This is a genomic window from bacterium, from assembly GCA_019695305.1.
Lineage (GTDB): Bacteria > UBA10199 > UBA10199 > UBA10199 > JAIBAG01 > JAIBAG01.
On the sequence record JAIBAG010000014.1, the window covers coordinates 18,963 to 40,646 of the forward strand.

18 protein-coding genes are annotated in these 21,684 nt (G+C 40.8%); 8 read left to right on the top strand and 10 right to left on the bottom strand.

Annotated elements, in window-relative coordinates; all coding sequences use genetic code 11:
- Positions 1 to 47: 47 nt before the first annotated feature.
- The gene (locus tag K1X76_07685; protein ID MBX7148952.1) at positions 48 to 2,954 is read right to left on the bottom strand and encodes a hypothetical protein; all 2,907 of its coding nucleotides are present in this window, start codon (positions 2,952 to 2,954) and stop codon (positions 48 to 50) included.
- Positions 2,955 to 3,434: 480 nt separating this feature from the next.
- Between K1X76_07685 and K1X76_07690 the strand changes: the two genes are divergently transcribed.
- Positions 3,435 to 8,417, top strand: coding sequence for a sigma 54-interacting transcriptional regulator (locus K1X76_07690; protein MBX7148953.1), 4,983 nt, complete (start codon positions 3,435 to 3,437; stop codon positions 8,415 to 8,417).
- Positions 8,418 to 8,429: 12 nt separating this feature from the next.
- Here the strand turns inward: K1X76_07690 and K1X76_07695 are convergent, their stop codons facing one another.
- The 6 genes from K1X76_07695 to K1X76_07720 form a co-directional block, all read right to left on the bottom strand.
- Entirely contained in the window at positions 8,430 to 8,837 is a 408-nt protein-coding gene (locus K1X76_07695; GenBank protein ID MBX7148954.1) for a hypothetical protein, read from the bottom strand.
- Between the two features lie 90 nt (positions 8,838 to 8,927).
- Positions 8,928 to 9,506, bottom strand: coding sequence for a hypothetical protein (locus tag K1X76_07700; GenBank protein ID MBX7148955.1), 579 nt, complete (start codon positions 9,504 to 9,506; stop codon positions 8,928 to 8,930).
- Positions 9,503 to 10,228: a hypothetical protein gene (locus K1X76_07705; GenBank protein ID MBX7148956.1), complete on the bottom strand. Its 726-nt coding sequence runs from the start codon at positions 10,226 to 10,228 to the stop codon at positions 9,503 to 9,505. The genes K1X76_07700 and K1X76_07705 overlap by 4 nt, the downstream gene beginning before the upstream one ends.
- 194 nt (positions 10,229 to 10,422) lie before the next feature.
- Positions 10,423 to 11,652: a hypothetical protein gene (locus K1X76_07710; protein MBX7148957.1), complete on the bottom strand. Its 1,230-nt coding sequence runs from the start codon at positions 11,650 to 11,652 to the stop codon at positions 10,423 to 10,425.
- 126 nt (positions 11,653 to 11,778) lie between these two features.
- The gene (locus K1X76_07715) at positions 11,779 to 12,345 is read right to left on the bottom strand and encodes a hypothetical protein (protein ID MBX7148958.1); all 567 of its coding nucleotides are present in this window, start codon (positions 12,343 to 12,345) and stop codon (positions 11,779 to 11,781) included.
- A gap of 2 nt (positions 12,346 to 12,347) precedes the next feature.
- A complete protein-coding gene (locus K1X76_07720) occupies positions 12,348 to 13,043 on the bottom strand; it encodes a hypothetical protein (GenBank protein MBX7148959.1) in 696 nt (231 codons plus the stop codon).
- Positions 13,044 to 13,340: 297 nt separating this feature from the next.
- Here K1X76_07720 and K1X76_07725 point away from each other — a divergent pair, with 297 nt between their 5' ends.
- On the top strand, positions 13,341 to 13,598 hold the full coding sequence (locus tag K1X76_07725; GenBank protein MBX7148960.1) for a hypothetical protein: 258 nt from the start codon (positions 13,341 to 13,343) through the stop codon (positions 13,596 to 13,598).
- On the opposite strand, the gene K1X76_07730 is transcribed toward K1X76_07725, so the two are convergent.
- Complete coding sequence (locus K1X76_07730; protein MBX7148961.1) at positions 13,595 to 14,521, bottom strand: hypothetical protein; 927 nt, start codon at positions 14,519 to 14,521, stop codon at positions 13,595 to 13,597. The two genes, K1X76_07725 and K1X76_07730, sit on opposite strands and share 4 nt — an antisense overlap.
- A gap of 94 nt (positions 14,522 to 14,615) precedes the next feature.
- Here K1X76_07730 and K1X76_07735 point away from each other — a divergent pair, with 94 nt between their 5' ends.
- From K1X76_07735 to K1X76_07755, 5 genes are all read left to right on the top strand, one after another.
- On the top strand, positions 14,616 to 15,047 hold the full coding sequence (locus tag K1X76_07735; GenBank protein ID MBX7148962.1) for an NfeD family protein: 432 nt from the start codon (positions 14,616 to 14,618) through the stop codon (positions 15,045 to 15,047).
- A 9-nt stretch (positions 15,048 to 15,056) separates the two neighbouring features.
- A complete protein-coding gene (locus K1X76_07740) occupies positions 15,057 to 15,974 on the top strand; it encodes a paraslipin (GenBank protein ID MBX7148963.1) in 918 nt (305 codons plus the stop codon).
- Positions 15,975 to 16,037: 63 nt separating this feature from the next.
- Entirely contained in the window at positions 16,038 to 16,439 is a 402-nt protein-coding gene (locus K1X76_07745) for a response regulator (protein MBX7148964.1), read from the top strand.
- Positions 16,440 to 16,674: 235 nt separating this feature from the next.
- On the top strand, positions 16,675 to 18,276 hold the full coding sequence (locus K1X76_07750; protein ID MBX7148965.1) for a hypothetical protein: 1,602 nt from the start codon (positions 16,675 to 16,677) through the stop codon (positions 18,274 to 18,276).
- 112 nt (positions 18,277 to 18,388) lie between these two features.
- Positions 18,389 to 18,859 (top strand): ABC transporter substrate-binding protein, encoded by a 471-nt coding sequence (locus K1X76_07755; protein MBX7148966.1) that lies wholly within the window; start codon positions 18,389 to 18,391, stop codon positions 18,857 to 18,859.
- Here K1X76_07755 and K1X76_07760 read toward each other — a convergent pair.
- Entirely contained in the window at positions 18,856 to 19,008 is a 153-nt protein-coding gene (locus K1X76_07760) for a hypothetical protein (GenBank protein MBX7148967.1), read from the bottom strand. The two genes, K1X76_07755 and K1X76_07760, sit on opposite strands and share 4 nt — an antisense overlap.
- Before the next feature lie 72 nt (positions 19,009 to 19,080).
- On the bottom strand, positions 19,081 to 19,833 hold the full coding sequence (locus K1X76_07765; protein ID MBX7148968.1) for a hypothetical protein: 753 nt from the start codon (positions 19,831 to 19,833) through the stop codon (positions 19,081 to 19,083).
- 260 nt (positions 19,834 to 20,093) lie between these two features.
- Between K1X76_07765 and K1X76_07770 the strand changes: the two genes are divergently transcribed.
- Positions 20,094 to 21,683, top strand: coding sequence for a hypothetical protein (locus K1X76_07770; GenBank protein MBX7148969.1), 1,590 nt, complete (start codon positions 20,094 to 20,096; stop codon positions 21,681 to 21,683).
- The last annotated feature ends 1 nt before the right edge of the window (position 21,684 follow it).

Below are 21,684 nucleotides of genomic sequence, written 5' to 3' on the forward strand. Positions count from 1 at the left end.
TAAGAGTTAAACTAAGGTTTATGGATTAATGTGAAGAAATTGAAATTCTAATAAGAGGCACCACCCGATAATGCAACAACTACGCCTGTTCTGTTTGCGCTAGCATCGTTAATGAGGATATCTTGATTCCCATCGCCATCTATATCGCCACCACCGGTAACGGTAGTTCCAAAATTCACTAAGCTAGCATCTGTAATTTGTTGAGCTGTGGCTACATCCACTGCAGGGCCAGGGGCGGTGGCCAGTGTGTGGCCTCCCATATAAAAGGCAGCGCCATTTGCGCCAAAATTGTTAGAGGCCATTAATAAATCGTTGATGCCATCGCCATTGGTATCGCTACCAGCAGTAACGGCTGCCGGTAATTCGCCATTGGGTGTTGTGCTATAAACACGTTTCCCATTTAATAAATCCACGTCACCATCCAGAACTGTTTCGCTGCCATTAGCAGTTAAATCAAGGGCACCTAAGCCAGAGCGGGCATCTTCAAAATCTTGTGCGTACACCGTGTAGGTTACGCCACCATGTGGAGCTACTGCACCACCTGTTTCATCCCACTCGGCACCAATGATAATATCGGCAAGCCCGTCGCCATCAACATCTCGTAAGTCTACAGCAGAACCAGCTCCTGCATTTGGCGAGTTCCCTGTAAAAGTGCGATACTCAATGCCCGAAGCAGGATTTAAATCTCTCATTTCAATGATAGGCGGTAATGTAGGGCTACCATAAATTAAAATAGCTTGGCCGCGGCCGTCGTTATTATATCCAATTGAATCACCCAACAAAATATCGCCATAGCCATCACCATCTACATCGCCAATGGCTACATGGTTAGCCCAATCGGCAACAAAATTTACGTTATCCCTAAAGCGTAAAGTGCGCACACTGTCTTTAGCAATTGTGCCGCTATAGGCTCTGGCGGGAATAAAATCGAGAATTCTGCCATCGAGAGGATTTACTGCGGTTACAATTTCGCCAAGGTTATCTCCATTTACATCTGCATCAAACGCGTAGGTAAGGAGTCCAATAGTTTCATTTTGCGCCCCAACAATGGTGGCATCGGCATTAGCGGCACTGGTACTAACAAGACTGCCGCCATGAAAAATCATGATAGCACCTGAACCAGAACCATCGCCTAATCCATCCCATAGGTAGGCGGCACTGTTATTATGGCCAGGGGCTCCAACAATTAAATCTCTTGTATTATTGCCGTCAGCGGCACCATCTAAATCGTAAGCAACAACACTGCCTCCAAAATTTTCACTAGCCATGCTCGCGCTCATTTTTACATCGGCATTAGCCAATGTTGCTGCACCACGTAGAGTAAAAAAGTCGGGAGATCCATACCAAACATAGGCCGCACCCCCATGACCAATGCCGGGGCCTGCATCATTACTTGCTGATCCTACCAACACATCATCATAACCATCACCATCTACATCCCCAAGCGCAATGGCTCTAAAGCCTGCAGCATCTCCAATACCTTCTCCAAAGAGCATCACCGCATCGCTAGCCAAATTAGGGGCCGTGGTTCCATCGCAATTGGTATCAATACCATTAACACGTTGAAAGGCATTGGGGCCAGGATTAACGTAGGCTAGTGTATCGTTGCAATCGCTTCCGGCGCTTGTTTCGCTATAGCCTAAGGGGATTTCACCCACATCCATCAATTGCACGGGGCCACTTGCATAACCATCTTGATCGGCATCGGGATACAACGGTAATGTGCGCCATACAGCGCTGTTTTCGTCATTGGGATCGGTGCCGCCTGCAACAATGGCCGCAACACCATCTTGATCGATGTCTATTAAATCTTCACCATCACCATCCTGATCAATTCCATCGTACGGAATTTCGATGGCGCCATAATAACATAACGGATCTCTATCGTCGTGATCGTCACCACCCACAGCTAAAGCCGTGTGGCCGTCGCCGTCTACATCATCATCGGAGGTTACTGCATCACAATCGTTATCTGTACCATCATACGGTTCTTCGGCTACGCCCGGGTTAATAGTGGCATCCGTATCATCGCAATCGCCGCTTAAGCGCACTACATCGCCATAAGCATTTTCAATAAAACCTTGTGAACGAAATTGGGCTAGTTGATCGGCGGTTAAAGAACTTTCGTCTAAATATAAATCGCCATCAATATCTATGTTGGAGTAATCGGGAGGAATAATCACATCGGTATCGTCTGTATCCTGCGTATCAACATCGGTATCGGTTGTGGGTTGTGTATCGTCTGTGTCACCTGTATCGCTGGTTTGGAGCGTGTCGTCGGTATCGTCGGTTTGTTGTGTATCGTCGGTATCGTCAGGTTTGTCGGTAGGTTTATCGGTGTGTACATCATCGGCGTCGGTTGAAGCATCGTCGGAAGAATCGGTATTGTTACATCCAGATCCTCCTACTAATAAGCTGCCTAAGGCTACTACCGTTATCACACCACCTGCGGTAATTTCGGCCGGCGCGGCTAATACCACAAAGGCTACACCGCCAATGGTTAAAATGCTGCCCACAATAATATCGCCGGCACTGTAGCCCGGATCTACATCTTCTACACGCACTTGCACGGAGGCAGGTTTATCTGCCACTTGCATGGTGCCTGCATAGGCTACAATGGGTTTGGCTTTTACAACTTCTACACTAACAGGTTCGCCCCAGTCTTCTTCGTCAAGTGGGCTGTCTGCGGCTAAAACAGTGGGAGAGGTTTCTTCGGTGGCCGGAACTTCGCACAGAGGAGGTTCATCAAAAACGGTGGTGCTGGCTACACTTGTTTGTGGTGTTGGTTTGGGAGCGGCCGGCGTGTAAGTGTCTACGGGGCTTTCCGGCGGAAGAATATCCGAAAAATCTGGCTCAACAGGATCATCTGGAAAACTCTGAGCAAGCGCAGGATCTTCCCACGGGTAGATATCGTCGGGTGTTACAGATGAAGTTGGAAATTCAACGTCGGCCATAAAGTTAATTAATTATCGGCAATTTTTCTTAAAAGTTTCGTCTTTTCAAGTTTTTGGGTGTATCACCCACAACTTTTTTTGCTCTCTTTTATGCATACTCCACTCACCAACTCTGTCAACCCTAAATCTTATTTTTTCTTCATAAAAATCAAGAGTATACGGCACAATAATGACGCTTTGGCGGGCTGGTGTTAATTTTGTGGCTCTATTTTGGGCAGGAATGTGTGTTAAAACTTAACGGCTATTTGTTGTTAATCTTTATTTAAATAGCGGGGATTATTTAAGATTTTTTAAAATGAACTCACTTTTTAAGTATATTCTATGGAGTAATACTTATCCAATTGAAATATCAAGATTTTTATTTAACGCGGCGCGTCTAGTTTTTTAAAAATTCCACATAAAATACAAATTTTATATATAAACTGCTTATTCAATTCGCTATACTTATAACTCGTTTGGGGTGGAGCGGTATGCGCTCCCATGCAGGAAGAAAGTTTAAAAATAGACAACCGGTATTCCATCATTCGTCCCTTGGGCGGAGGTTTATCCGGCGAAGTGTTTGCCGTAGCCGACGACGACGGCGAAAAGGCACTTAAATTTCTTAAAAAAGTTCAGTTTAACGTTTCCAAAGACGAAGCCCTCCAAAGTTTTAAAAACGAATTTTCCATTTTATCCGAACTGAATCACCCGCACATTGCCCGCATTTTGGATTTTGGTTTTGATACCCGCCAGGAAAAATATTTTTTTACAACCGAACTGGTATGTGGCCGCGATTTTTTTGCCGCCACTGCAGAGAGCTCGTTTGATGAAATTGAAATGCTGGCCGTGGAAGTGTTGCGCGCTCTCAATTATTTACACAGCCGTGGTATTTTTCATTTAGACATCAAACCACAAAACGTGCTGGTGGGCGAAGAGGGCGGTGTTAAAAAAGCCAAGCTCATCGATTTTGGTTTGGCCGGTTTTGCCAACCCGCGCAAAAAAGTGGGGACGCCCGCCTATATGGCACCCGAAGTTATTTTGGGAGGGACGCTGGATGGAAGGACCGATCTTTACTCGTTTGGTGTGCTTCTTTACAAAGTGCTTACGCGGCAAAATCCGTTTGCCTCAAAAAATGCACGCGAATCGTTAGAGCGCCACCGCACGCTTATCCCGCAAGCTCCCAGCGAGGTAAGCCCGCTAGTTCCCAAATTTTGGGATCGTATTGTCCTTCGTCTTTTGGCCAAAAACCCAACCGATCGTTACCCCGAAGCCTCGGCGGTTATTCGCGATATTAATTTTTTAAATAATAAAAATCATGATGTAGAAACCATGGACACGCGCCTTTCGTATTTGCCCGAAAAAGGTGTGCTGATTGCTAGGGATAAACAAGAAAAAGTTTTTCACGACATGTTTAAAAGTATTTTTACCGAGCATCAAAGTTTGTTGGCGCGTTTGCTAATCATAAGCGGAAAAACCGGTACCGGAAAATCGCGCTTGCTAAGCGAATTTAAATATCACTCGCAGCTTAGTAATGTGCCGGTTTATGGCTGGAGCAGCTTTAGCCGCGAAAAAAAGACACCACCCTTTTGTTTGGTAATAGATACCACCGACCAAGTGCCCGTGCAGGAAGTAAACCGATTGCTGCAAAAACATGCGCACGACGAAATATTACTCTTATGGGCTGTTGAAGAATGCCCGGCACAGCTTGCGCAATGCCAAATTATTAAATTGGAACATTTTAACAAGCTGGAACTGGCCGAATATATTTCTATGGTTACGGGTCTTTCAAGCCCGCCTCAAAAATTAATTGATGGTTTGCATAAACGCACCGAAGGCAATCCGCTTTTTGTAACCGAGCTGTTAAAAACCATGCTGGCCTCCAACATGCTTTTAAATGCCTCTGGCCGTTGGGCCTCTAATACGTTTCAGGATATTGATATTAATTTTGAAAAAATACAAATTCCCCAAACACTACTGGGCCTTTTAAACAAGCGTTATCAGGCCTTGGCGGTTGACGAACAAACCTTACTAGAATGGCTAACCATTTTTAATCGGCCACTTTCTGTGGACGAATTTAAAGAATTAACAGCTTTTCAAAATGTAGAAGCCGAGCTTTTAAAATTAACAAGCCTGGGCTTGGTAGAGCGTACCTCGCGCGAAAAGCACTATTTCTTTTCTAATTTATTAATGCGCGACGCCATTTTGGCCGATATGACTGCCGACAAAATGGGACGTATGCACAACGATGCCGCCTTGTTTGTTAAAAAAAATAACGGTGATCACGACGATTATTTATATCATATGGGTCGGGGCACCAATCACAGTTTGGCTGTGGATGCGCTTTTAAAATTATCCGAAACCCAAACTCAAAACGATCAGTTTTTACAGGCTATTGAATCGGTATCGATGGCCTGGAAAAGAGCGCAAAACCTGGATTTGGCGCTGCAAATTAGAGTAGAAACGCGGCTTGCCGAATGTTTCATTTTAGCCCGCGATTACAAAAATGCTGTGCATCATTATCAACATTTAAGTGATATCCACGAAACCGATCCGGTACTTAAAAACTTACCGTATGTTTTTCAAATTCAGGAAAAGCTGGGCGATTTATTTGTAAAGCTCGATCAGTTAGATAGAGCACGTGAACTTTTTGAAAAGGCACTTTTAAGTTTGAAAAATCAAAAAGAGCGCACCGTAGAACGCATGGTGATTGAAAACCATTTGGCCTCCATTCACATGCGCGAAGGCCGCTTAGACGAAGCCGAAAGCATTTTTGAACGTAATCAGGCTTTATGGAATGGTTTTGACTTAGCCAACCAGCAAAAAGTGACCAATAACAAACTGGCCCAGGTTAAAAGCATGAAAAAAGACTATGCTGGTGCCATTTGCCAAATTTTAAGCGACATTGCTTTTTACGAAAAAATTCAAGATTCATATTTGCTCACCAAAACCTATCATTTTTTGGGTGATCTTTATTATTCGCAAATGCTTAACGCCGGCGGCAGCGAGAGAGTGGGGCTTAAAGAAGAAGCCTTAAAAGCTTTTTTTAAGTGCACCGAAATTTCTAAAAAAATTCAGGCACACGATTTGATGCTGCGCTCGTATAACGGCATGGCCAATTTGTATTATGTAGAAAAAGAATACAAAAGTTCGCTTGAATACTACGAGCGTGCTTTAGCGTTAGCGCGCACTCAGGAAGAATTTCAGTCGGCCTCGGCTATTGCTACCAACATGGGCAATATTTTTAAGCTGTTAAAAAATTATGCCGATGCCTACTCGCATTTTGTATATGCCATTAACACGCTAGAAAGTCTTAACCCCAAAAATTACTACACCTGGCTTTATTTATTTAACGCCCATGTAGAACTTTCGGAAACTTTTAGAGATACGGGCGATGCGGTGCAGGCACTGGAACATTTAAATATAGCCGAAGGTATTATTCAAAAAAATCCATCGTTAGAGGCTTACCGTTTTTGGATTCATTTGGAAACGGCCAAAACCGAACTAAAAAATAATAACCGTGTTGCTGCCGAAGAAAGCCTGGCTCGCGCCGAAACATTGGCTTTGCAGCCGCACGAGCTTGAAGAATTGAGCAAATTTAAAGCAAGTTTAATTGGGCAAGAAAACAAGGCTGATATGAAGCCCGAGGAGGAAGTGATGAACTCTGTTACTAAATATGAAACCATTTTGCAGATTAATAAATTTATTAATTCCGAACATAACCCAGAGCTGTTGTTGAAAATGGTATTAAATTATGCGCTTGAATTATCGGGAGCCGAAACTGGTATGGTGCTACTTATTAACGAAGCTGGTGATTTTGATATTAAGGCTACGGTGAATACGCCCAATGTGAATTCGCTTTCCAATTTTTCAAACTCGGTAGCGCGTCAGGTTCTTAATACCGGAAAAGAAGCCATTATTGCCGATGCTTTAGCCGATGATCGTTTTACATCGTCACAATCTATTGTGTTATCGGAAATGAAGTCGGTATTATGTTTACCTATTCGTTCTAAAAATAGAACCATTGGTGTGTTTTATTTAGATAATCGTTTTAAAACCGATGCTTTTTTAAATGCCGATATTAAAGTGCTTAATGCATTTTGCGATCAGGTGGGGATTGCATTGGAAAATGCGCGTCTTATTAGTGGATATGAAGGGATTAAAAAGAAATTAGAGGAACAATTAGAAAAAACCAGTGAAGAGTTAACTCATGTAAAAGAGCGGCTCGATATTGAAATTTCGGCGTATCTTACCAAATACTCTTACGACAATATTATTTCTAAAAGCGAAGCCATGGGCGAAATTTTTAAGCTTTTAGATAAAATTACCGAAACCAATCTGTCGGTTTATTTGTTTGGAGCCTCTGGTACAGGAAAAGAGCTGATTGCGCGTGCTTTGCACTATAATAATAAAGCACGCTCTCAAAAACGTTTTGTGGCCATTAACTGCGGTGCTATTCCGGCTAATTTGATAGAAAGCGAACTTTTTGGTTATAAGGCTGGAGCCTTTACGGGTGCTGTAAAAGATAAAAAAGGTCTTTTTGAAGAAGCACATGGTGGCACCATTTTTTTAGATGAAATTGGCGAGCTGGATTTGAGTTTGCAGGTAAAATTATTGCGTGTACTGCAGGAAGGCGAAGTGCGTAAAATTGGCGACACCCATTCTGTAAAAGTGGATGTGCGCGTGGTATGTGCGTCTCATAAAGATATTGCCAAAATGGTGAGTGAGCAAAAATTTAGGGAAGATTTGTTTTATAGGTTGTGTCAAATTACGGTAGCCATTCCTCCCCTAGCCGACAGGCGTGAAGACATTCCCGTATTGTGCGAGCATTTTATAGAAAAATACCGTACCGAAAATAAAATGGATGCGTCTATTAAGGCATCACCAGAATTTATGAAGGCTCTTTTAGCGCACAATTGGCCGGGCAATATTAGAGAACTAGAAAACTTGATTTCGGTGGCTTGCGCTTTGCGTGAAGGAGGGCATTTAACGTTGGCGTCTATTCCGCCTACCCACGCGCTGTTTAAAAACAAGGCCGATAGTAATGTGGCTTATTTATCAAAAACGCTTAAACAAATTGCTAACCCCGAAAAAGAAATAAATATTGATGAAAAAAATATCTATAATCCGGGCCGTGCCTGGGCTTCTTACGAAGCTCTTGTTATTGCAGCCTGTTTTAAACTAAACGATTTTAAAAAGAGTTCTACGGCCGATATGCTTGATATATCGGCATCCACTTTTTATAAAAAAATTAAAGACTACGATTTAGATAATCCGTCTAACACCCTTTTTGCCGAAAACTTTTGGTATAACCCCAAGCTTACCTTAAAGGATTACGTGCCGTTAGTATTTAAAGCCTCGCTTACGTATTGCGACGAACATCCGTATGCCGCTATCAAGTTATTAGACGTGTCGCAGGGGTATTTTTATAAAATTTTGAAGCAGATTAAAGATGGTGAAAAGGATACGGGTACCGGGGCACGTTAAGAAAGAATCCTTTTATAAGCGAGTCTTTAATTCGTCTATTGCAACATCATGAGTGTCTACTTTGGCTGCAATGCGCGCCATGGTGTGGTCAACTTTATCAAATCGATGTTCAATGTCGTTAAACCGGGTTTCGAAGCGTTTTTCTATATATTCAAATCTTTTATCAATTCTTTCAAAGCGATGTTCAATTTCTATAAACTTGGTGCTGTGATATTTTAAAGTAAGTTCAATATTATCAAAGCGAAGGTTATTTGCAGCTTTGGCTTCATCAAATTTACGATGCATTTCACTGCGTAAACCCTCTAATCCTTCCATGACAATTCTCATGTCAGATTTGAAATGCTCGGCAACAATGCCTGCAAAACGGTGGGCGTCATCAACGCCGAAAGTTTGTTTTCTTTTTGGTTTCTTTGTTGTCATATATAAATCTCCAAAACTTTAAAGTTGAAATTCTCTTTCGTCAAACGATTTGAAAAAATACTTATCCACAGGGCATATTTTTTTGTAATTTCACGACTTTGTGTTGTTTATAAAGACGCTATCTTTTATATGATGGGTATCGGTCCACTTTAAAAAGTTAGCAAAATGGTTTTCTAAATCTTTTAAAGTACGGGCTTGTATTTGTAATTGCAGTGCTTCAGTTTTGCTCTTTGCTTCACAAATGTAATAACGTTCGTAAGGAAAGGGAGTGTCTTTAAGTTGCAATTCGCCACCTCGGCATGGCCCTATTGTTTGAGGCTTGTCTTGCAAATTATTGGAAACTACTTTGGTAGTACTTTGAGATAAGGTAATAGATTTAAGATCTTCTTCAAAAATTTGATCATAGTTTTTCCCGTTAAGTGGGAGAGTGTTGGCAATAAAAAATACCGGTGTATTTTCAAAATTGGGTGTATTTGTAGGTAAAAGCAACATAAGCACGCCTGCTTGTTGGGCAATATCGGGTTTTATAGAGTAACCTTCAATCTCACAGCCATAGAGCATCATGGTATTACGATAGGGCATGTAGCATTGAAGTTCTTGTGGTGTTTGCGCCTGTGAGGATGTGACTCCCAATAATAATATAAAAAATAAAAGAACAAGTTTATTCATTGGCCATCTCTTTCTAAAATAATAATAACATCTGCGCTTTCGGTGCTAATAGCGTTCCAAATATCCATTGCTTGATTTTTGGGAATTGTAAGGCAGCCCTCGGATCCTCGCTCTTTATTGCCTCCAGAATGAACGTGAATGGCGTTTGCAATCCATTGATTTCCATGGTCGGGATTTGGGCCAATGGATGGGATATATTTATTTTGATTAATAACAATCCCATCGCGATTTTTATGCCCCGTTGTACTGTATTTCCCAAGATAAACACCAGCAGCAATTCCTGGGCTATTGTCGCTTTTGTCAGGCCACGAATTACCTTCGGTACGCATTAAAATTTTTCCATTCCGATAAAGATTTATTTCGGCATTAAAAGGAGTGGGGGAGGCTTTTTCTCCATGTTCCGTCATTTTTAACACAAAGGGTGTAGGGTTTTTTGCCAGTTGATCGATGCTTTTTGTGAAGCCTGCTTGTTTATAAAGGTTGTAGCTATCTACAATATTATTTTTGACCCATTCGTAATCATTTTTTAACCCTAGTTTGTTTGCCTCGTAAGGATTTGTTTTTATTTCGTCTAAAATTTGCGAGGTCACGTAATGATTGTCGTAATTACCTTGCAATCCTGTGTCTAGCATAGCTTCCAGGTTATTTTTAAAGCCCTCAGTGTGTAAGGGGTATGCCGCAATAGCGCCTGAAGAAAGAGCGTTGGTATTGATGGATGTCATAAAATCTCCTTACCCCTCTATTGCTTAATGCGTGCCAAAGCTTGATTTTTTAATCACGATGAAATTCAAGATGTTATAAAATGGAGATGTGGAAGGGAGTCCTAATTGCAGTCTCAAAATCGGACTCTAAAGTCCGATTTTGAGACTGTGGGAAAAATAATTTGTAGTTTGGCGTTGGTATGAGGGATGAGAGTTTAATTAGCTTGTAAATAATTTATGACAAAATTATCACGTTCACTCTCATTGTATTCTTCGTCGTCAAAAACTTGTGTTGCATTTCTAAAACGAATAATGAAATGGCCATCATCAAGAGCCATAGTGTTAACTTCGATAAGATTATAAAAGCTTCCGCTTGTTTCGTCTAGTGGGTGATGGGTCACATTAATTGCTTCAAAATTATTGTAGTAGTCAGTGAAATCGAAGTAGATATCATTGTCTGGGTCTACTGGATACACATAGTCTTCAAAATATTTATCGATATAATCGCTATCGTTATAAACGGGAAAAACAATAAGATATCCGTTTCCAGAGTTTGTAAAGCCCACAAGAGATATAAAATCACCCCTTGTTACAGGGACATCAAATTCATAATAGCCACTTCCTTGTCCTTGATAGTAAGTGCCATTTTCAGGTGTAAGTGTTAAGTCGTTTATTAGTTCCCGCTCTTCGTAAGTATGGCATGGTTTAGTGATGGTTATTGATGACGTGTTTGCATTGTAAGAAAGGCCCATGGCTATAAGATAACTGTTAAAAATATCAGAGTTGTTGCTATTGATTTCACTTTCTTGTTCCATGCCATCAATCGATTTAACTTTAAGTTCTTCAGTATCCTCGTATTCAATATACCATCCGTCATCGGCAGATGTAGAAAAACTGTCAACAGCTTCAAAGTCAAAAAAAGTGTTATTGTAGTCTTCTGTTTTCAGTTTTTCATCATTTTGGTAACAAGAAAAAGTGTCGGGATTGTTGATGTATCTTTCTGCATTTAAAATGAGAGAAACACGATCTGGAACTTCGTTGCTTTCTTCAGTCCATTCGCTGTCATCATATAATAAATATTTAGATTCAAATGTGCCATATGCGCACCACGAGCCATGATTTGAGCTGTAGTCTGATATCCCAATTCCGGGTAAGCTTGTTCCAGAAAATGAGGTCCAATCGCGACACATAAAAAAATGTTTGTTTTTGTCGAGTATTAAAAAGGAATGGTCTGTTCCGCCGCTAGAACCACATACACTGTATTCACAGCCGCTAGACGTTTCAGAGCCATCAGCAGAATAGACACCTTCTATTAGCGTATCCATGGTAGATAATGATCCCGTTGGTGGATCAGGAGGGGTGGGTGCTGGGCTGCCTGCTCCGCCACAGGCAAAAAGAAATGTGAAGAATAAGAAAGGAATATTGATTTTAATTTTTTTTATCATGGCACTCACCTTTGTTTGCTGGTTTAAATAATAAACAGTTATAAAAGCAATATAAAATTTAGGGTTAGCTCCTTTTTACATTATAGGGATATATCCTAACTTTTATTGTTAAATGGCGTGTATTTCTTATAATCTCAGCTCTATCGATTGAACAAATTTATCATCTTCCAAACACTGATTAGAATTGATGTTGGGGGGATTAAAGAAAATACAATCCTGGCTTTTGGCTTCAATTTTAACAAGTGTTTGAGATGTTTGTGAATATTGGATTTTTACCGGATGATCGGGAACACAGCTATTTTCCTCGTAATTTTGTTGCAAGCGTTCAGCAGGTCCAAATGTAACCGTAGACAAATTTTGAGATGATTTTTTAATCTCGTAAATTTGACAGCTTTTATCGGTCCATTTTTTTACCCAGCTTTCAATTTGGTTAGAGGGTACATCTGATTGCACGGTTATTTCAAAAATACCATTGTCTGAGAGGCTTAGCTTATTGGCTGTGCCAATATACAATGTGTTTTTGTTTTCTTTTACCGATACAGTCATTACTTCTTTAGCTTCGTTATAAGCTGTTTTGGGTAAAGAAAACGCAAGAGGAGTGTTGGCGCTTTTATATAGAGTGAATTCTTGAGCTTCTGCAGTAGTGCATGCCAGCACGCTTATAAAGGTAATAAGGTATAATTGTGGTTTCATAACTATTGAGGAATAAAAACGGTGTATCCGCCGTACTTATTGCCGTTGGTAATTTGGTTTTGAATGTGATCACTGGCTTCTTGGCCGTTGCCCAAGGCTATTGAAATATGACCATAGGGTTTTTGTGGCGATTTATCCCACACCACAATAGAGCCCGCCGGCAGCTTGTTTAAATCTTCGGCTGCTACATCGAGTGTTTTAAATTTGGGGCTTGCTAACAGCTGATCTTTGGCCTGGTAGGCAGCATAGCCTTTCAGATTAATGCCCATTTGATACAAAGCGCTTTTAACTCCACGGTAGCACTTGCCTTTAGAGCTCATGTCGGTTGCCACTGTGGTAGCTGCAAAGGCTAATTTGTCGCCAAAGGTTTGGAGTTTTGTGGGGCTTTGTGCTGCACCGGCCATATTTTGTAATCTAAAATTGTAAGTATCAACAGACGGCTTCACAATTTGATTGCGGGTATCGGCATAAGTTGTGGGTAAGTTAAAAAGCTTGGTGAGTTGTGGGTGTTGGCTCGAAAATTCGAAGAGTTTTTGAGTGATAAAATCGGGATCAAAATGTTTTTGTATCCCTTCCTTTAAAATACCGCTGTATTCTTTAAAAAAAGTTTCAGGGGTTACTTTGGGACTGTTTGATAAAAATAGGTTTGGGTTAAAGTTTATTTTGTTTGTATCTATATTGAAGTTGAATGTTGTCATAAAGTCTCCTTGAGCTTTAAGTATTCCAAAACACGTGCCAGGTATTTTAAAATTAAAAAGCGAGAATAATCAGAGGTTTGTAAATTGGGATAAAAGGCGTGAGTCCGACAACAGTCTCAATATCGGACTGGATAGTGTCACCGGTGAGACTGTGCTTAAACTATTGGTTTGAGAGGCAAATAGTGCCAGGAATCAAAAAACTGACGGTCTTTCTTCTAGTAAAACATATATAAATCAATGTGTTATATATTAAAAAGGGGTTTGTTTTTGGCATCCTCCTTGCTTTATCTATAAAGCATGAACATCCATCAATGGCAAAAGCGCTATTTAGAGTTAGCCGAAACAGTAAACACAGAAACTTCAGTGGGCCTTGAAACCCTCGATTGTCAGCTTACAACCTTGAGTGTCGATTTGTTTGAAAGCGAAGAAAAAAATCAAAAGCTGGAAAGACGTGTGAAAGAAATTTTAGAATTGCGCGCCAATCTTAATACCCAGGTTGAAATTTTAAACGGACATTTGTGTCATTTAAACACCGGTGTTATCCATAGCGTTTAAGCTAAAAGCTTATCCGAAATTTCGTAGAGCAAACCTTCTTTTAATCCGCATCCGGGGATATGGCATTTTTCTATATCGGCCTCGGTCATTACTTTTAAAATCATGGTGGCAGCCGGTAAAATAACATCGGCTCTGTCAGAATGAATATCAAATTTATCCATTCGCTCTTTAATATCGGTTTTTTTTATTTGAGCGATTACATAATTTAAATCTTTTACTGTAAATTTGTTGGAGGAGTTGCGCTCAAGCAGCATTTTACGCAGGCGGCCCAGGCTTTCAAAATTGCCGCCTGTGCCCACAAACATATCAATATTGCCCTTGGCCCGGGCTGCATCTATAAACTCTTTAATACCCGTATGTTTAGCAGCCAGGTCGGGTAAATTGTCTTCCGATAATTTTTTTTGATTCATAATTTCTAGCAAGCGCACAGTGCCGGCAGGGAAGGTTTTGCAGGCTAAGATTTTGCCTTTAAGCGAATGAGTAAGCTCTACACTGCCGCCGCCAATATCCATCAGCAAAACGTTTTTATCGGCAATTTCGGCATTTTTAGATACGGCCAAATGAATAAGACGTCCTTCTTCCATGGCATCAATTACTTCTAACTTAATGCCGGCTTGGGCCAGGATGGCCTCTGCTGTTTCTTTTCCATTAGAAGCGTCGCGCAACGCGCTGGTTGCTACAGCTCTATAATGAAGGATTTTACGGTTATTGATAACTTTACGAAATTTTTGGAACGCATCCACTGTACGCTTGATAGTAGAAGAAGCAATTTTACCTTCGGTAAAGGTATCGTGACCTAACCTGATCGCTTTACGGAATTTTTTAATAGGCACGATGCTGCCATCATTTTTGGCTTCGGCTACCATAAAACGGATAGCGTTAGAGCCTACATCAATAGCAGCAATAGGGATGGAAAAGTCCATAATGTTCTATAGGCAAGCCTCTCATACTTTTCAAGAATGAAGAAAGGGTATTTTTTGATTGTCATCCCGCTAAAAGCGTCTACAATAGGCCACCATGCTTGAACAAATTTCACCTACTGCCCTTTGGGCTATTACCGGCATTATCCTTATTATTATCGAAGTTTTTACCGGAACCTTTGCAGTTTTGTTTTTTGGCCTGGCGGCTTTATTGGTAGCTGCTCTCAAGTTTTTTGGACTAAATAATATAACCCTTGAGTTGATCATATTTGGTTTATCTGGTTTGTCGGGGCTTTTATTATTCAGAAAAAAATTTGCCGCTAATTTTGGTGCTTCAAAAAACTTCTCGGCCGACGCCGGTCATCATGTAGTTTTAAATGAAAATATTGTTCCCGGAAACGTGGGTACTGTTGATTATCAGGGAACCAAATGGACGGTTGTTAATGCCGATACACGTGCTTTAAATGCCGGAGAAAAAGTTGTTATTAGTAAAACTGAAGGAACTAAACTGTTTGTAACTGGAAACTAAGGAGATTAAATGTATACAGCTATTATATTTGCCGCATTTGCCATTATATTTTTCTTTAAAACCGTTAAAATTGTGCCGCAGCAATCGGCTTATGTTATCGAACGGCTAGGTAAATACAGCCGCACGCTAGACGCCGGCTTGCATATTGTGGTGCCGTTTGTCGATCAGATCCGTTACAAGCATCAATTAAAAGAAATTGTTCTCGATATCCCCGAGCAAATTTGTATCACCAAAGATAACGTGCAGGTGCACATAGACGGCGTTATTTTCTTCCGTGTGGTAGATGCCCAGCGCGCTTCTTACGGTGTTAATAATTATATCCAGGCAATCATTCAATTAGCGCAAACCACATTGCGTTCTGAAATTGGTAAAATTGATTTGGACCGCAGCTTTGAAGAACGCGAAAAAATCAACAATGCCATTGTGCTTTCTATCGATCACGCAACTGATCCCTGGGGTGTTAAGGTGTTGCGCTACGAAATGAAATCAATTACGCCTCCTAAAGATGTATTGGAAGCCATGGAAAAACAGATGCGTGCCGAACGCGAAAAGCGTGCGCAAATCTTGGTTTCTGAGGGTGATCGTGATGCCAAGATCAACCGTGCCGAAGGTATTAAACAAGAAACAATTAAAAATTCTGAAGCTGAAAAACAGAAAAAAATTAACGAAGCTGAAGGTCAGGCTCAGGCTATTATGTCGGTGGCCAGTGCGACGGCGCTCAGTCTTTCCAAAATTGCAGAATCTATCAAGCAGCCCGGTGGGGATATGGCTACCAAGCTTGTTGTAGCCGAAAAATATCTGCAGGAATTTGGCAAGTTGGCTCAGGCTACCAACACCATGATAGTGCCAGGATCGGTATCGGATATTAGTGGGATGATTGCTACCGCCATGTCGGTTTTTGAAAGCGCTAAAGGGGCAAAGCAGTAAAATTTTGATATTTTCATTTAAAGATTGCTGTTTTAATGCCGTAAAAGGGTATAGAGGATAGTTATGGGCAAGAAAATTCTCATTGTAGACGACGAAGCCGATTTGGTGGACGCTATTGCCACGCGCCTGGAGTATGAAGGCTACGAGGTAGATGAAGCCGCCAATGGTCGCGAAGGCCTGGGGGCCATTATTGGCAGCTTTATGAAGGGCCGTGCCTTTGATTTGATACTCCTCGATATCCGTATGCCTGGGATGACAGGGCTTGAAGTGTTAGCGGCTATCCGTAAGTTTGAGAGCCTTACCAAAGTGCCTAAAGATCAAATGTTGCCTATTTTAATGCTCACTGCCCACAAAGAATCTTATGTAGAAGCCTTTGATAAAGGCTGCACCGATTTTGTCGTGAAACCTTTCGACGAAGCCGATCTCCTCAAAAAAATCCGCGAAAAGCTGAACTCGCTTCATTAAAAAATCAGGCCTTGTCTGACACGTCAGACGATTGGAACTCCCTCTCTGTATTCTGCAAGTCTCCTTACCCCCAATAAACCACTTTATTAAATATTTTTTATAAATATTTGATATTATTTATATTTTTAACATTAAAAATGAGGGGCTTTGTATTCAAGGAGAATACGGATTGTTGGAATGTATCTTGACCGGATAGTTTATTTTTGAGTAGGTTGAGGCATTGAAAGGAACTTTTATGAAATTATCTCGATGTCTCTTAAGTGTATTACTACTGTTGCTCATGTCCTGCTCTTCGAAGAGTGGATCGGGTACTGAAACCGCTAACCCTGTTATTTCAAAACCCGTCCCTATTGCTGGTAAGGCTTATAAAATTACAATCACATCACGCCACGAAGTGTTGCAGGTGAGTGTTCAGCCCGAAACCTTGGCCATTGATCGTTTTAAAATGGTATCGGGTGTTAGCAATAACCTTAAAATAGTTTTAACACGGAGCGGTTCTGAAGATTTTGTTTTTCAGGATTCTCAGAATGATGAGTACAATTATACTGATAATGAACTCAATTTTGATACCGATTTTTATGATGGAACCAATTACGATGTGACGCTGGTTTTAGACGATAGCAATAATCCCAGTCTTACCGGCTTTTTGGTGAATGGTGTAAGTGTGGACGCTACTCTTGAGGTAGTAGGTACTAATAATCCAGGCACTGCCGAAGAAGCCATTGCGGCCGGGCAAGAATTTTTAAAAGCAAAGGATATTATTTCGGCTCGTGATACCTATTGTAACGAATTGGCCGATGATCCTGCCAATGCCTCTTTAGCTTTTGGCTGCGGTTGGCTTAAGCTAATGTTGGCTATTGAACAGACTTCCGTTGGGGAGATTTTGCAGTCCTTTAATCAGCAGCCAGTAAATATTGCGAACGATATTATTGGGCCTCAGGGTATGATTCGGGAGTATTACAATATCCGGGGGCAAAATAGCACTTACCAATTTTACTATCCCGATTTTAAACTTCCGTTTGCTTCTAATTTAAAACAACATTCAAACAGCGACAACGCTTTAGTGGTAAGTGTCATTAAGCCTTTAATAGATAAAGGTGTGAGCGTGGCGCAGCTACAAGCTTTGTTAAAACAGTTAGAGCCTTATTTTATCGAGCTTGAATCTCACTTTAATAAAGCCGTGGGCGATCCTTCTTTAGATTTTGTTATCCCCAAAGAGTTTTATGGGGTGGACAATAATATCCATGCTAAACAGGGCGATGCCTACAGCATGCTGGCGGCTAGCCAAGGTGCGCTGGTAGCCATTAATCTGTTTTGTGCCTATGATTACGGCATACAATTAAAAGATTATTTAATTAAAAACGGAAAATTATTCGATAAAGCCTTTGTGGCCGATCTTAACGGCGAAGTGAAAACATTTGGAGCTTTAACCACGGATAATATTCCATTTTTATCGCTTTTAAACGGGAGCCTTGTTACGGGCCAAAAGGCTCGTTTCATTCAAAGTTTAAAAAATGCGCGAAAGGGTTTGAATAAAATTAAAGATGACTCTACCGATTTTTATCCGTCCTTACGCAAATCGAAAGTAAGCGATATGATTGTGGCTGTAGAAGAAACATCCACGTCGATGACCGGTCAGGCGGTGCACTTTAGCAATGTGCCGCATCAAGAAGACTTTTCGGTTAATTTGGGCGCTTTCTTTGATGCTCCGCCCAATGCTCAAACTCTGCCAATTGAAGCCGGCTATCCTTTTGTTATCGAAAACAAAGTAGCGAAGCCGGTAGAAAACTATTTTAAAGAATTAGGAACCGGTATTGTTGAGGTTAACAATCCTTAAATCTATGAAGAAAATAGTTTGGCTTTTATTTATTTTTTTTCTGATAGTTCCTGGGGCACTTTATGGTGCCTCGGGAACGAGTCAGATTTTTGTGGAGGAATTTCTCGCATATATGAAGGCACTTCCTGCTACACCCACTTCGGACGATGCGAACAAAATTGTCGACCGTTTTTATGCTAGCGATATCCTGCTTGGTAAATCTACCCTTGATGTAGAAGGGTTAACAGGAGCTCAAAAAAAAGAAATGGCTGGTCTTTTTGACCGTCTTTTAAAAAAGAAGATTTTTTTAGAACTGCCAGGGTGGAACGCTTATTTCAAAAACTGTTCGATTGGTTCTGTTAAAAAAGAAGGCTTAGAAGACCGTGTTATCGTCAAAACTATGATAGAACCGGCTAAAGCGTTTGAGATGGTTTTTATTATTTCGAAAAATCAAACAGGGTACAAAATTGCAGATTTTGAAATGAATGGGGTTTTATTGAGCCGTAATTTTAGAGGCCAATTTAACCGTATATTTAACGAAGAAGGGTATGCTGGAATTGTAGCGCGCCTTACTCAGAAGCTAAATTCTCCTTTAACGCACTAAGCCATATCAATTTCAATTAAATGGGATTTCTTTTGGGGTTCTTCTTGCGGGTAGGGTATTTCACCTGGCATGGGCAGCGGAAGCTCAAGTGGGATAAGGATTTCCTGAGTTTCGCCTTTTTCTTTATCGGTTTTTTCTAACCAATACATAACGCTACTCTCCCTTAATATAAGGATACGGGATTTCCTCACAAAGCTTAAGGGTTTTTTTAAGTTTTTTTGTCAGGCTGCGTTATGTAAAAGGTCTAAAAGTGATTCGTTATTTAGTTCAATAAAATCAGCGCCTTTTTTAGCCTTTAAAGCCTTAGCCAACTTGGGTAAGAGGTGTTTGATGAGCTTTTGAGTATTGTTCTGCAAAACGGTATCGTTTGAGAGCGAAAGGCTTAATTCAATAATATGACGCAGGTTGTCATCGGATAAAGACTCTAAAATACTGTGCATAGGCACGTCCAAAATTTCATTCGCTAAGCCTTCCACAAATTGGGCAAACATTTTTTGGTTTTTGGGATTTAGTACAAAGCCAACGGCAACATCGAGCACCATGTTGATTACAAAATCGATGGCACCTCGTATTTGTTTTTCAAGCATGCTGGTAGCAAGCCCGCCAAAAAGAGGGTTTACCTTTTTATAAAACGACACAATGGCTACATGGATGGTTTCGCCAAAAAGATTTTTAATATAATCGGAGTGGATAATACTTTTAACCCAGCGTTCCGATTTTTTATCAAGCACCACATTGTGCTCAATGGCGTTTAAAATTGTTTTGACGGCTTCTTTACCCAAAAAAGAGCGGGCGGTAATTTTTTTATTTTTGTTAAAATAAGAACGTATTTCGTTATGAATTAAAGTGGCTAGCGCGGCTGTTTCTTTGGTTTTAATCGAGTAGGACAAATCTAGATCATCGCTGCTTTTTTCCAGTTTTTGAAAATTCACAAGATGGCCAAGGGGAATTTGGAGGATGTTTTTAGATGTCATAGAAGCTGTTTTTAGCACTCTTAAAATGAAATACAACCAAATCTTAGTTCATCCGTAATAGTTTGAAATAACTCGCTTTTATAAGGCTCTCCTTATTCTAAACACCGGAGTAAATCCTTTTTTTGAAAGGAGGAGTGTATTCAAACAGAATACAGAATCTGCTTGAAAATCAGGAATTTGCTAGCAACTTTTTGCTTAGTTCTGCGATAAGTCAATCCGGGCAAGGGAAAGTACATATTAACTTTTTGAAAGGAATTTTTATGAAGTTCTCTTGCTATATGTCGAGCGCCTTGCTCTTCTTGTGTATGTCGTGTAGTTCCATCGGAGGCTCTGGCACTGAAACCGCTAATCCTGTCACTGTTAAGCCTATGCCTTTGGCTGGGAAAGCCTATAATCTGACTGTTTCGTCCCGTAACGAAAAGCTCCAGTTTGGTTTTGGTACCGATCTGGTGAGTATTGATCGTTTTGCAACGTCTAACCCGATTTCTGCCACAGTTCAATCCAAAGATTTTTCTGGCAGCAGTCTGCGGGATTCTCAATCGGACGCTTATCTCTATCAAGATAATACGGTGGATTTTGAAACCGACTTTAATGACGGTACTCATTATAGTGTGAGTTTAGGTTTGGATGCCGATAATAATCCTAGTCTTACCAGTTTTTTGGTGAATGGTACGCCCACCGAAGCCTCGTTGGCTCTTGTTGTTGGCGGTCAAAACCCGGGAACAGCCGAAGAAGCTTTGGCTAGTGGTTATGCGTTTTTAAAAACGCAGGACATTGTTTCCGCTAAAAATGCCTATTGTAATGAGTTGGTAGATGAACCCGCTAATGCCCAATTGGCTTTTGGTTGTGCCTGGCTGAAAATGACACTTTCTATCGAAGAAGCCCCGGCGGTGAGTATTTTGGAAGCCTTTAATCAGCCTCAAGTGGTGGTGGCTACCAATATTTTTGGGCCCGATGGTGCTATTAGTCAGTATCATCAATTGGCTAAAACGCATGGTGATTACAAGTTCAACTATAGTGATCTTAAACTGCCTTTTTCGCAACTCATGCGCCAAAATCCAAATTTTAGCAAACTTATGGCGGCTGTTATTAAACCGCTAATCGATAACAATGTGTCGATGGCCACACTGCAAGGTTTCTTAAAACAGCTTCAGCCTTATTTTATTGGATTAGAATCCGATTGTAACAAGGCTGTGGGTGACAGTTTGCTTGATTTTGTGATTCCTAAAGAAGTGTATGGCACTGATAACGATTTACATGCCAAACAGGGTGATGCTTACGCTTTACTGGCTGTCAGCCAGGGTGTTGTAGCAGGTCTTGATATGGCGGGTGCTTATGATTACGGTGTGCAGTTTAAAGGCTATTTAGTTAAAGATAGTAAAATAAATGTAAATGCTCTAACGGCCGATTTAAACGGAGAAGCCAAAACAGTGGGTGTTTATTCCACCGATAATGTTCCGTTTTTATCGCTGCTAGATAGTAGTTTAATTACCGGCCAAAAGTTGCGTTTCATTCGGGCATTACAAAATGCCGAAGAAGGCTTAACTCGCATTCGAAGCGCAGGTAGTGATTTTGCCCCGTCGTTAACAGAGGTTGCTTTAACCGATTTACTGACCACCGTGCAGCAGGCTCAAACATCGCTTAAAGGACAATTTGTATCTTTCACAAGTTTACCTAAAAATGAAGAGGTGACCATTAACCTAAAGGCATTTTTTGATGTTCCTCCCAATGCACAAACTATGCCTGTAGAAAGTGGTTATCCCTTTGTAGTGGAAGGATATAAGATGAAGCTTGTTGAAAGTTACTTTCAAACACTGTTAACCGGTATCATCGATATTCATCATCAATAAT

What these genes read in the sequence shown, in the direction of transcription:
- K1X76_07685 (MBX7148952.1), bottom strand. Translation starts at nt 2,954, where the DNA reads ATGGCCGACGTTGAATTTCCAACTTCATCTGTAACACCCGACGATATC.
- K1X76_07690 (MBX7148953.1), top strand. Translation starts at nt 3,435, where the DNA reads ATGCAGGAAGAAAGTTTAAAAATAGACAACCGGTATTCCATCATTCGT.
- K1X76_07695 (MBX7148954.1), bottom strand. Translation starts at nt 8,837, where the DNA reads ATGACAACAAAGAAACCAAAAAGAAAACAAACTTTCGGCGTTGATGAC.
- K1X76_07700 (MBX7148955.1), bottom strand. Translation starts at nt 9,506, where the DNA reads ATGAATAAACTTGTTCTTTTATTTTTTATATTATTATTGGGAGTCACA.
- K1X76_07705 (MBX7148956.1), bottom strand. Translation starts at nt 10,228, where the DNA reads ATGACATCCATCAATACCAACGCTCTTTCTTCAGGCGCTATTGCGGCA.
- K1X76_07710 (MBX7148957.1), bottom strand. Translation starts at nt 11,652, where the DNA reads ATGATAAAAAAAATTAAAATCAATATTCCTTTCTTATTCTTCACATTT.
- K1X76_07715 (MBX7148958.1), bottom strand. Translation starts at nt 12,345, where the DNA reads ATGAAACCACAATTATACCTTATTACCTTTATAAGCGTGCTGGCATGC.
- K1X76_07720 (MBX7148959.1), bottom strand. Translation starts at nt 13,043, where the DNA reads ATGACAACATTCAACTTCAATATAGATACAAACAAAATAAACTTTAAC.
- K1X76_07725 (MBX7148960.1), top strand. Translation starts at nt 13,341, where the DNA reads ATGAACATCCATCAATGGCAAAAGCGCTATTTAGAGTTAGCCGAAACA.
- K1X76_07730 (MBX7148961.1), bottom strand. Translation starts at nt 14,521, where the DNA reads ATGGACTTTTCCATCCCTATTGCTGCTATTGATGTAGGCTCTAACGCT.
- K1X76_07735 (MBX7148962.1), top strand. Translation starts at nt 14,616, where the DNA reads ATGCTTGAACAAATTTCACCTACTGCCCTTTGGGCTATTACCGGCATT.
- K1X76_07740 (MBX7148963.1), top strand. Translation starts at nt 15,057, where the DNA reads ATGTATACAGCTATTATATTTGCCGCATTTGCCATTATATTTTTCTTT.
- K1X76_07745 (MBX7148964.1), top strand. Translation starts at nt 16,038, where the DNA reads ATGGGCAAGAAAATTCTCATTGTAGACGACGAAGCCGATTTGGTGGAC.
- K1X76_07750 (MBX7148965.1), top strand. Translation starts at nt 16,675, where the DNA reads ATGAAATTATCTCGATGTCTCTTAAGTGTATTACTACTGTTGCTCATG.
- K1X76_07755 (MBX7148966.1), top strand. Translation starts at nt 18,389, where the DNA reads ATGAAGGCACTTCCTGCTACACCCACTTCGGACGATGCGAACAAAATT.
- K1X76_07760 (MBX7148967.1), bottom strand. Translation starts at nt 19,008, where the DNA reads ATGTATTGGTTAGAAAAAACCGATAAAGAAAAAGGCGAAACTCAGGAA.
- K1X76_07765 (MBX7148968.1), bottom strand. Translation starts at nt 19,833, where the DNA reads ATGACATCTAAAAACATCCTCCAAATTCCCCTTGGCCATCTTGTGAAT.
- K1X76_07770 (MBX7148969.1), top strand. Translation starts at nt 20,094, where the DNA reads ATGAAGTTCTCTTGCTATATGTCGAGCGCCTTGCTCTTCTTGTGTATG.